A 12,387-nucleotide genomic window follows, 5' to 3' on the forward strand; every position below is an offset into this window, starting at 1 on the left:
ATTTTTAATGCGCCCTTGTTTCCTGAAACCGTTATTAGTTTTAGACCTGCGTCGTCCATCCGAACGATTATAGCTACTATACCATATACACCTACAGTTGCAGCCAGCGCAACAACGGATACAGTCAATATTTGTATAGATAAATCCCGGTGTAGTACCGTGCCCAGCGCAATAATCACTATTTCTATCGATAGGATAAAGTCGGTTGTGATTGCTGCTTTGATTTTAGCTTTCTCCATGTGGGAGTTCGATTGCTCGTGTTCTTGGATTACTTCTTTGCCTTCTTTCTCCCTGTGAAATAAAAATTCAATTATTTTTTCCACCCCCTCATATGCAAGATAAAGTCCGCCTAAAATCAAAATAAATTTAACAGCAACGGGTACAAAAGCGTTTAACAGCAAAGCTATAGGAACAATTATCACCTTATTTATGAAAGATCCTTTTGTAATCGCCCATAAGACCGGAATTTCTCGAGAAGCGAGAAACCCCGTTGCTTTTTCAGCATTCACAGCTAAGTCATCACCTAATATTCCTGCAGTTTTCTGGGTAGCGATTTTACTCGCAACTGCGACATCGTCCATTAAAGCTGCTATATCATCTAAAATTGCAAAAAAACCTGAGGCCATATGTTATTGAGTTGTTGTAAAGTTCATTATTTGACTAAGGACTTTATGACACTTAACGATAACAGTACAGTTTTCGTTAGAGACTTCGTCCGAGCAAAAATAACTTTTTTTTCCATAGACTCCCTTGTTTTCGAAACATTATTAAATAGGATAAAAACAAATCTGCCACTATAAATCTGTCGGGAAATTATAATTTCGGAAGCGGGCGTCACGTGTAAGCGTAACGCATTTACAATTTAAATTTTCTAATATTCTCTGGAGCGAAAAAGTTGGAAGATGTCTTTGTTGCTGCATCGATAAAATTTTACGCAGAGCTTTTGCTGTATATATAGCGCAAAGCGGTTCCAATCTTCCGTTATGTTCGTACAAATATACTTCTACTTTCCGTGAAAATTTATATTCCTTGATAAGGCGTTCAATTGCCGCTCTATCTATAGAAACCATATCGCATGCCAAAACTAAAAAGTCCTTATCGCATACCGCTTGATGAGCACTCAACAGTCCAACCAAGGGTCCTCCGACGGGGACCGTATCAGGAATAAACACAGTATCTTGCAATACATTTTCATAGTCTGCATATTGCTCTTCACGTAGCGATACCCAGACATCAATGTTATAATTTGCAAGCAATCTCACTTGGCGAACCACCCACGCCACACCCCCTGACGATGTCAACAGACCCTTGTCACTTCCCATCCGTTGACTCCGCCCTCCGCATAATACTAAACCAATCAAACTATCCATTTTTAACTAATTTACAGCATAATTACCCAGTTTAGTAATTAACAAACGACTTTTCGTGGCTCCGCAAAAAGAACAACAATAAGTCGAAGGCAAATCATTAAATAAAACACCGATATCAATTCCTTGAACCGGATCTCCCCAGTCAGGATCATACACGGTCATGCAGCGGGAGCATTGATAAACAAACTTGTCGAATACCGCGTCTATCCCCGTTTGCTGTGGCTCACTTTTTTCTTCTAGTTCTTCACGTTTATTCACATAAAAACACTCACATATCTCAAGAAGTACAGCGCCAAGTGCTTTCGTTGACACTTTATCCTTGAATAGCTTCAATTCCTTGGAATTGGGGTCAAAATCTGTCGTGTGCTCCACGCGATAAAACGGACGATCGCCATCTCGATTAGATTTAGAAATAATGACTGAACCCCAAACGCCAGTCTCAGATCTTACCTTAATACCAAAACATAGTTTATACGTACGAACATCTAACTGATTAAAATATTGCACAAGAGTTTGTTTCATTTCAAGGCTTTCATCACACAGATCACCTAGTTGCCAGTTCAATTCATTGAGCGCATGCCGTAAATTAATCCGGTGTTTATCAAGTAAATTGTCCCACTTGTTACGATCTTCCATAAGAATATCTTTAATAATTAATGATTTCCAGGGTGTAGTATATAACTGGGCAATTCGACTTTGTTGGCACACAACACACATATCCTTCAAAAATGCAACGGTAAACTCCTCGTTCCTTCTGTATACGCCCAACCATAGCTTATCATGATAGGAATTAAACCCCTCATAATATGGAAGTTTGAAAGTAGTGCCCTCAAATGGCGTATCTGGCGCTTGAAACAGGAATCGTTCTGTCTCTGTCGCCTCAGATTCGAGATCCGCACCAATAACTGGGCTATAATCCATTAATTTGTTGTCCAAAAATGCACTTAACGGAGCGATATCGCCCGAGTAAATCAACGATTTCCAGCAATAAAAATTATTGGTTTTAGGAAAGCGGATATATAGATACCAATAATTACTAATATCAGAGGATATAAAATTCAGGTTTCCAGTAAAATACGGAGCAAAAGACTGCGTACTGTCCACTATGTTAATTTTCACCTTTGGAGTAAAATCAAAACCGTCTAGTATATCTTTATAAACCCCCTCACGGAGCCATACCGGTTTGTTAAAAATTCCATCTCCTACGTAAGAGCTTAACACATTGGGTGCATAATCACTGCCCACGAAAATAGGAAGGTCGAGATTTAAAAACACATATTCTAATTCCGTAAGTTCTTCTTGGTCTACCTGAAAAAACATTTGCTGACGTGCGCCAAAACGTACGGTCTGTATACCTAGCTGATCTAGACTTTCAAGCAATGTAAGCAAATCACCGACCGATACAACTCCTCCTACGAGATTGACCGTGACCCATTGAATATCCATATTATCCTTATTCGCCATAAGAAACCCCCGATTTTCTACCATTAGTATTTTCAAAAGCGAGCATTTGATCCAATATCACCTGTACCTCCGGACGACAGGATCCACAACCTTGTGCGGCACCCGTAGATTCAGAAAGTTTTGTTAAATCCTTGCAGCCCGCATGAATAGCCTTTTCTAAATTACCCACGCCTACTTGGCTGCAGGTACAGACCAATCGTCCCATCACTGGATCCCTTTGGTTACCGCTGCGCAAAAGTTGTATCCGTTTTTCACTTAACTCTATTTTGTTTGCAATTAGATTTTTAAACTCCGTGAATTCACTTTTATCGCCAATTAGAATAGTCCCAACTAAGCGATCCTGATAGACAATACATTTTTTATAATAGCGTTTGGCCTTATCTACAAAAACGATCTCTTCGTAATGTTCATTGGGACATTCAGTAATACCGATACTACATAGGTCGAACGTTTGAATTTTTAGTATATTCATGAACAAACTACCTTGGTAACAACGACTGACATCTCCATTATGAAACCGCGCTACAATCTGAGCCTGCTCTTCCGCTGCAGCAGTTATGCCATACAGCATTCCTTGAAACTCAGCAACCTCGCCTATGGCATAGATATTTGGGTCGTTTGTTCGCATGTATTGATCAACCAAAACACCTCGTTTGCACGCCAAGCCGGCTTCCCTAGCGAGCTCTATATTTGGAGTCGTCCCTATTGCAAGTAACACCGCATCACATTGAATCTGCTGCCCGCTTTTCAACTCTACTTGACGTAACTTGCTCCTACCATAATAAAGCTGTACTTCATCGTTATAATACACATTACACCCTTGGTCTATTATCTCCTGATGTAATAGCTGGCTTCCCAACGGATCCAGTTGCCTGTTCAGAAATCGTGATACCCGTTGAACAATACTAATAGCAATCCCAGTTTCCCGAAGAGAAGCCGCCATTTCTAAACCGAGCAAACCACCACCTACTATTACCAAATGCCCTCCTTTCGGTAAATATCGCTTAAGCGCATCGGCATCACCACGTTTTCGCATCGTAAAAATACCAGGTAAATTTGGAACATTTTTAGGCATCGCAGGTCTGCTTCCTGTCGCGAGTATCAATACATCATAATTCGTTCGTACACCACGTGAGTCCCATACCTGTTTACCTTTCCGATCTATTGAAGTTACGCTTACTCCACGAATATGTTCAATATTGAATGCGATTTCCTGTTTATCATCCATTTTAATAAGCTGCTCCCACGACATTTCACCGCCTATATAATGTGGCAACATAACACGATTATAAAAAGGTAAATCCTCATTGCTAAAAACAATAATTTCATCTATTTCATTAAGCGCCCTATATGCCGTTACCAAACCATAGGCACCTGCGCCTGCGCCTATTATTACAACACGTTGTTTCGGTTTTCTATAAGGTTCTAGATGTACGGCACAATATTTAAAATCAGGTTGTTTTGAAATCGGATCTAAAAGATCATTTGTCAAATTATTAGTCCGCAATAAATCTGAACCACGCAGCTTCCCCCAGTGCATAGGTAAAAATACCACTCCTGCTTTAATAGAGGTACTGATCTTCGCTTTTACCCGTACCTGACCCCTACGTGAACGCACATCAATGAGCTGTCCCTCCTGAATTGACATCGCTTCAGCATCTTTGACGTTAATTTCGACAAAAGATTCATTAACATGTTGATTAAGCTTATTTACCTTTCCGGTCTTCGACATCGTATGCCACTGGTCGCGAATACGTCCAGTTGTCAAAATAAAAGGATAATCATCGTTTGTGGATTCACTACGCAATCCCTGTGAGGAACTATGGATAATTGCGCGCTTACTATCCGTATAATATATACCATCCGAGAACAAGCGCTTTGTGCTAGACTTCGTTCTTTTTACAAAAGGCCACTGAATAGTGCCCTGTCGATCAATCTCGCCGTAATCAAGACCGTCGATATCTATATGGGTATTTTTAGTTAGCTTTGCGTGTTCTTTATAAATTTCCTCTGGATTTTTATAATCAAATCCTGAATATCCCATTTTTTGTGCAAACCGACAGATAATTTCAGCATCGGGTAGCGCTTCGCCGGGCGGATCGATCACTTTACGCACATGGCTGATCCTTCGTTCGGAGTTAGTCATAGTACCCTCTTTTTCCGCCCAAGCCGCTGCAGGCAAAATCACATCTGCATATTCTAGCGTTTGTGCTTTATTAGATATCTCTTGCACAACAACGAATTTAGCTTTACTCAACGCCTCTTCGACAAGCCGTGCGTTAGGAAGACTTGTAAGCGGATTAGTACATAATATCCAAATAGCTTTTAAGCGACCATCATGTAATGCATCAAACATTTCTGTTGCAGTCAAACCGGGCTTCTCTGCAATTTTTACACCACCCCAAAATTTCTGTACCTCTTCCCTATGCTTGTCATTCGCGAGATCACGATGTGCAGGTAAAAGATTAGCTAGGCCACCGACCTCTCTCCCTCCCATTGCATTCGGCTGACCGGTTAGAGAAAACGGACCAGCCCCAGCCTTTCCAATCTTTCCAGTGATTAAATTTAAATTTATAAGACTTAAGTTTTTATCTACACCATTTGCACTTTGATTTAGCCCCATGGTCCACATGCTTAAAAACCCTGGTGATTCACCAATATATGTTGCCGCGAGCAGGATTTCTTGGGGATCTACCCCACATATTTCTGCCGAGTCCCAAATACTTATTCTAGATACGACGTCTTTATACTCTTCAAATCCTTTCGTGCGCTCGGTAATAAAACCTAAATCAACGTGCCCGCGTTCTATAAGCACTCGTCCGATAGCATAATTTAATATCATGTCAGTTCCCGGATTAATTTGCAAATGTAAATCCGCTATTGAGCAGCAGTCAGTGACCCTAGGATCAACTATTATAATCTTCACGTGTGGATTTTTTGCTTTATGAGCTTCTACACGCCTCCACAATATCGGGTGGCACCACGCTGGGTTAGCTCCTTCGACGAGAATACAGTCTGAAAGCTCGATATCGTCGTAACATATCGGAACAGAATCTTCCCCTAGGCTCATTTTCATTGCACTTACCGCACTGCTCATACATAGTCGCGAATTAGTATCAATATTGTTGCTACCGATAAAGCCCTTTATAAGTTTATTTACGACATAGTACTCTTCGGTCAGACACTGTCCAGAAGCATAGAAACCTACAGATTCTGGGCCATACTGTTCTATTATCGTCTTAAACGCCGCGACAGTGCGTGTGAGCGCCTCGTCCCACGTTACGCGTTGCTGAGGCATGTGTTTATTATAACGAACCATCGGATACAATAAGCGATCGCTTTTATCATTCACTGTGTATTGGAGGTTTAGACCTTTACTGCACAACTTTCCTTGATTTACCGGATGATTCGCATCAGGAACTACCGTTACCATTTCACTCGTCTCACGAGTAATTTGTACGCCGCAGCCTACCCCGCAATAACAGCACGTACTTCCGTATGTATTTTTGGAAACATAACTCATTATACAGCTGTTTTATTATATTCAACGGTTACACTGTTGTATCTCTCGACAGGTACGGGAGATCGTCGAAATCTAGTGAATAGAATTATACACCCCACAACTACTACTCCAACACCGATATACCAAAATGCATCGGCATAGCTAAGCGTTTCGGCTTTGAACAAGAAGCCTACAAGCATCGCACCAATATTACCGCCGGCACCTACTATACCACTGACACTGCCTATATTATCACGATTTATAAATGGCACAATCCCATAAGTACACCCATTAGCCATTTTGAGAAAAAGGGCGAAAATAACCATAGTTACAATCGCGAGTACAAGCGTGTTCGCTAATGCGAAAAAAACTATTGCTACTCCTTCTAACATTAACAAAAGCCCTAGAACTATCCCCTTTCCTTTTATACCGAAATACTGTCCTACTTTATCGCTCACCACACCTCCTAGCGCTCTAGCAAAAAGATTCATTCCTCCAAATACGCTAGCCATAACTCCCGCTAATAATAAACTCGTCCCATAACGGTCTACGAAAAATGTCGCGGCCACATTGTCAACCGTAATTTCAATTCCAAAACAAGCAGCATAAGCCAACGTTAATGCCCAGACACGATAATCTTTTAACGCACTAATAAAAGACCCTTTACTTTTTGGGGTTCGATGACCTTTTACGTTCGACTGGTTAAAATTACCTGCAGGGGTATCTTGGGTATAACGATAATATAAAAAAGCCATAGCTAATAGCATTATTCCGGGGACAATCATCGCTAGTCGCCAAGAATCTTCTTCACTCACCAGCCCCAAAGCTGCAAAACCCATTGCAATTAAAGGCATTACGAGATTTGTTATCCCGCCACCGAGATTCCCCCATCCTCCAGTCACTGCATTTGCAGTACCAATAATATTAGGTGCAAACATTAATGAGGTATGAAATTGTGTAATAACAAAGGAAGCTCCTATAATACCAATGAAGAATCTAAATAACAAAAGTGATTCATAACTGTTGCTAAGACCAATAAGCATGACGGGCAACGATCCTACGATCAACAAGCCAGTATAGGTTAATCGTGGTCCCCAAACATCACATAACTTCCCTACGATAAGTCTAGCGAATATTGTTGCCGAAACCGAAGCTATAATAATATTCCCAACTTCGCTTTTGGAAAGATTTAATTGTTCACGGATCAAAGGCATTAGCGGAGCTGTACCGAACCAACCAAAAAAACAGAAAAAGAACGTAATCCATGTCAAATGAAATGTACGCATCTGTATCCCTTTGGTTGAAAATATTCGGAGCTTGTTTAATGGATATTGAGTGTGCATAATAATATGTTAAGTTGATTAAAATGGTATGTAAGAAATTAGTTGCCCTGGGTGTAATTCATGCAACTCTTTGGGGTGCCAACCAAAACCTATAGCACCAAGCGCTGCTGTGATATCGCCAGACCCATTAGAGGGTAGCTCTTCTAATTCAGATCCATTAGAATTGAACTGAACTGGAAAAAATTCATCAAGACCGCTCTTATTTTTCCGAAAGAAGTTAATACTCGCCTTTAAAGCACGTTGCTCTCGCAATCCGCAACATGCTATTAAATAGTGTTCCACAAATAAAATAAAGGTGAGCATACAGGAAAGGGGATTCCCGGGAAGAGCGAAAACAAACGTTCCATTTTTGGAGCGCCCAACTGTCACCGGTTTGCCGGGACGGATAGCGACTCGCGAAAATAGAATCTCAACGTCAAGATCTTGAAGCACCTCTAATACGAAGTCAGCTTCGCCAACCGAAATCCCCCCATTAATCAATACAAGTTTCTGCTTCAGAGCGATTTCCAATGTAGCGCGCAACGACTCCTTATCATCATGAGTGTGAGCATTAAACTCCGGTAAAATACCCCACTTTTTTAACATTGATTGTAATAGATAGCCGTTACTGTTACGTATTTGAAAGACCGTCGCTCTTTGTTCAATCTGGACAACCTCGGAACCGGTGGTGACAACAGCTGTAGTTGGCATTTGTATGACAGAAACCTTCGATTTCCCGAACGCAGCCAGAACTGCTATTAAGGGGGGATTACAACGCGTCCCGGCGGAGATGATAAGGTCTCCCTTCAAACAATCCTCTCCTTTTTTGGCAATATTTTGAAAACATTTAATCTCGCTGGAAATTATGTCGACAAGATCTCCGCGGTATTGGATATCTTCTTTTCGAACAATAACATCAGCCCCCCTGGGGCAAGCCGCTCCCGTCATTATGATAAAACATTCGCCGGATCCGATTTCATCTTCAACAATATCGCCCGCATAAATCGTTTTCCGCACACGGAACTGACGCATTCCTAGCTCCCAATCTCGATAACGTATAGCAACACCATCCATCGCTACTCGGTGAAACGGAGGATAATCCCTATCCGCCGCGATATCCTCTGCAAGGATATGTCTATCTAGCGTATCAATAGGACACATTGCACGGGTAAAAGGCGCTGCGTTTGTGTTAATTATTTTTAATGTTTGCTGCAAACTGTTCATTTTATGAATTTGTTGCTAAAAGCATTTTTTGAGCGTAAAATAAATCAGGTAAGATTGCATTTAGAGATTGCTTTACGCCCTGGGTGCTCCCGGGTAACGTTACAATAAATGATTTCCCAATCGTACCGGCCAGTGTTCTACTAAACATTGCCTTAGGGCTGTTCAGCTGCCCCTGGGCGTACATTAGTTGAGTGACACCGTCTACTTTTTTATCTATTAGGGGACTAACAGCATCTATGATTATATCCTGACTACCTAGCCCTGTGCCTCCACATGTAAAGATGAATGTTATGTCTCGTTCCACCCAATTGCGCACTTGCAACCGAATACATTCGATATCACACGTAGATACCACGTGATCAACAACAGTAACATTGTTTTCTTTAAGCAATTGCTCTATAATAAACCCGCTTTTGTTCTGACGATGCTCTGTGGCGATGCTATCAGAACAAACCAAAATTGCGCATTTCACGTTACAAGGTATATACTCAGATGCCCCTCTCTCTTCGTTGTGAAGTTTTACCGAACCTAGTTCCAGGTTCTGCTCTTGTTCATATAACTGCTCATACAGTTGCAACCCCGTAGCAGCGGCTGCAGATAAACACTCCATATCAACCGGCGCGCGTCCAATTGAACTAGCGACTGCATAAATTAATATCCCAGCTTCAAAGGAGCTATAATTCTCAAAATAGATTTTGTCTGTATCTGGGTAGATATAGCTGAACGTGATATCCAAAGAATCTATCGATAGCACATGCCTTCGAGCAAATACCTGTGGAGTTAATTTTGCCCCAATATATCCAGCAGATCTTGCGAGAGAAAACAGAATTTCGGAATTAGCTTTGTTAATTTTCAGTAGGTCAATACATTGTTGACTGCTGTAAACAACCGAAGTGGCTGAACTTTTTCGTCGTGTAAGGGTATAATCGCTAATGTCAAACATATTATTCATTTTTTGAGTTTAGATAACATCTCGAGCGGGTTGATCAGCATATTGGACTTCCTGTTGTAAATGAACGACATCACCAATAACGATTATAGCGGGATTTCCTAGGTCGTGAACTTTACTAGCTTTGACCAAATCACCAACTCGACAGAAAGCTTTCTTTTGACTTATCAGAGAAGCAGACTGAATAATTGCGGCCGGTGTGTCCGCTTTTCCTTGCATTACATAGATACGAGCAATTTCAGAAAGCTTTTTCATCCCCATGTAAATCACCACAGTCGAATTACTTTGCGCGGCTAAATTTAAATCCGTAACAAACTTATCATCTTGCCTTGTGGCGGTTAATGCCCATACACCATTACTAACTCCTCGGTGAGTCAATGGTATATTATTCAAACCTGCTCCCTGCATTGCACTGATTCCCGGAATATATTGAATGGCTATGGATAGCTTTTTTGCGTGTAGCCACTCTTCAAAACCCCGACCGAAAAGATACGGGTCGCCACCTTTTAATCTAACTACACGCCGATAACGACTACAGAAGTACGATATAAGTTTATGAATTTCATCTTGCGCTGTATATTTACCGTACGGAACCTTGCCTACATACAGCTTTATACAGTTTTTTGGAGCCAATTCAAGTATCTTCTCATCAATTAAGTTATCAAACAAGATAACTTGCGCAGATTTTATTGTTTTATAAGCTTTTATAGTTAATAAATCTGGATCTCCTGGACCATATCCAACTAAAAACAACGTATTCATGATTTTTTATATGAAAAATTAAAATAAAACAATTAATTAAAATCAAATTTATCAAAAAAATATGACACACCTTTAGTTTTTTACAATAAAAACAAAATAATAATGGAGATATTGAAGTAAAATTTAATTTTTATTGATTTTATTTAAAATAAATACATATTTTTACAAAAAAAGATAGAAAAATATGCATTTTAGTATAAAAACTCTGTTATGAAAAACAAAAAGATAGTTATTATAGGAAATGGAATGGTCGGGAACAAATTCTGTGAAAAAATCAAGCAAAAAGAACCGGAATTTGACATAATCGTATTCAATGAAGAGCCGTTCCGCGCCTATGACCGCGTGCATCTGACGGATTACTTTAAAAATAAGACACTTGATGAGCTTTATATATCGGAAACCGACTGGTATATAAACAACAACATAGAATTACACCTGAACGATCCTATCCAAAGCATCAATGTAACATCAAAAACAGTTATATCATTAAAAGGAATTGTTATTCACTACGACTATCTTATTTTTGCCACCGGATCTGCAGCATTTGTCCCAACTATTCCAGGAACGGATAAACAAGGCGTTTTTTTATACCGAACAATTGAGGATCTAGACCTTATAAAATCCTATGCCAAGAACGCAAAAAAAGGCACAGTGATGGGCGGTGGACTACTCGGACTCGAAGCAGCAAAAGCACTCCTAGATTTAGGCATCCAAGAGTCATCGGTTATTGAGTTTGCACCACGCCTAATGCCTAGGCAAATCGATGATCGCGCAAGCCACCTATTACAGGCCAAACTAAAACAACTTGGCGTAACCTGTTTACTCCAAAAAGCAACATCACGACTTCTTGGAGAAGAAAAAATAACCGGTGTCGAATTCGCCGATAACAGCAAAATTGAAACAGATTTGCTCATCATCTCAGCGGGGATACGCCCAAGGGATGAGTTAGCGAAGAAAATCGGCTTAGAGATTGGTCCACGAGGAGGGATACTCGTAAATAATCAAATGCAAACCTCCGACCCTTCTATATATGCAATTGGCGAATGTGCATTACATAACGAAATGATTTATGGACTGATCGCTCCAGGATACGAAATGGCCGAGGTGGCCGCCTTACACATCGTCGGGGAATCGAAAACGTTCACCGGATTCGACATGAGTACAAAACTTAAGTTAATGGGCGTTGATGTAGCGAGCTTTGGCGATCCATTTATTGAAGAGCCACACGCCCACACTTTAGTTATTGAAGACAAAAACAAAGGGATTTATAAGAGATTAAACATTAGCACCTGCGGGCAACAACTACTTGGAGGGATTTTAGTTGGCGACGCCTCAGATTATAACATATTATTACAAACATCAGCGAATAAACTCCCGCTACCGGAACATCCAGAAATATTGCTTTACGGACCAACCTCTGAGAACAAATCAAGCCTTAACGGAATAGATGCACTTCCAAATGACGCGCTAATTTGTAGTTGCGAAGGAATCACAAAAGCAAAAATAACCGAGGCTGTCACCAACCATGGTTGTGAAAACACGGAAGCGGTTAAAAGATGTACAAAGGCAGGTTCTGGCTGTGGAGGATGTGTACCAATGATTAAAGACCTAGTCAACAACACACTAAAATCTCAAGGAAAATACATTAGAAACACAATCTGCGAGCATTTTAACCTTAGCCGACAAGAACTATACGACCTAGTTAAGATTCATGAGCTAAAAAACTTCGACACCACAATTGACGCCTTAGGCACCGGCGACGGTTGTGAAATTTGCAAACCTATTGTTTCTTCC

The 12,387-nt window shown here is 40.6% G+C and carries 9 protein-coding genes; 1 reads left to right on the plus strand and 8 read right to left on the minus strand.

The genetic code is table 11. The features are described from left to right. From HP439_RS14225 to cobA, 8 genes are all read right to left on the minus strand, one after another. Window positions 1–626: DUF808 family protein (locus tag HP439_RS14225; RefSeq protein WP_172391003.1), on the minus strand; the 626-nt coding region annotated here is incomplete at its 3' end. Window positions 627–794: 168 nt separating this feature from the next. Continuing rightward, window positions 795–1,370, minus strand: a complete 576-nt coding sequence (locus HP439_RS14230) for a molybdenum cofactor guanylyltransferase (RefSeq protein ID WP_172391004.1) — start codon at window positions 1,368–1,370, stop codon at window positions 795–797. A 6-nt stretch (window positions 1,371–1,376) separates the two neighbouring features. Beyond that, window positions 1,377–2,834 (minus strand): rubredoxin, encoded by a 1,458-nt coding sequence (locus HP439_RS14235; RefSeq protein ID WP_172391005.1) that lies wholly within the window; start codon window positions 2,832–2,834, stop codon window positions 1,377–1,379. Next, window positions 2,824–6,357, minus strand: a complete 3,534-nt coding sequence (locus tag HP439_RS14240) for a nitrate reductase (RefSeq protein ID WP_172391006.1) — start codon at window positions 6,355–6,357, stop codon at window positions 2,824–2,826. Before HP439_RS14240 ends, HP439_RS14235 begins: the two co-directional genes overlap by 11 nt. Next, window positions 6,357–7,679, minus strand: a complete 1,323-nt coding sequence (locus tag HP439_RS14245) for an MFS transporter (protein ID WP_172391007.1) — start codon at window positions 7,677–7,679, stop codon at window positions 6,357–6,359. The genes HP439_RS14240 and HP439_RS14245 overlap by 1 nt, the downstream gene beginning before the upstream one ends. An 18-nt stretch (window positions 7,680–7,697) precedes the next feature. Continuing rightward, complete coding sequence (locus tag HP439_RS14250; protein WP_172391008.1) at window positions 7,698–8,882, minus strand: molybdopterin molybdotransferase MoeA; 1,185 nt, start codon at window positions 8,880–8,882, stop codon at window positions 7,698–7,700. A 1-nt stretch (window position 8,883) separates the two neighbouring features. Next, window positions 8,884–9,834, minus strand: a complete 951-nt coding sequence (locus HP439_RS14255) for a molybdopterin-binding protein (RefSeq protein ID WP_172391009.1) — start codon at window positions 9,832–9,834, stop codon at window positions 8,884–8,886. Between the two features lie 9 nt (window positions 9,835–9,843). Beyond that, window positions 9,844–10,593 carry a uroporphyrinogen-III C-methyltransferase gene (gene cobA / locus HP439_RS14260; protein WP_172391010.1) on the minus strand — a complete coding sequence of 250 codons (750 nt, stop codon included), beginning with the start codon at window positions 10,591–10,593 and terminating at the stop codon, window positions 9,844–9,846. A gap of 210 nt (window positions 10,594–10,803) precedes the next feature. On the opposite strand from cobA, the gene nirB reads away from it, so the two are divergent. Next, on the plus strand, window positions 10,804–12,387 hold a 1,584-nt coding region (gene nirB, locus HP439_RS14265; RefSeq protein WP_172391011.1), incomplete at its 3' end, for a nitrite reductase large subunit NirB.

The sequence above is a fragment of the Sphingobacterium shayense genome, from assembly GCF_013179575.1.
Classification (GTDB): Bacteria; Bacteroidota; Bacteroidia; order Sphingobacteriales; family Sphingobacteriaceae; genus Sphingobacterium; species Sphingobacterium shayense.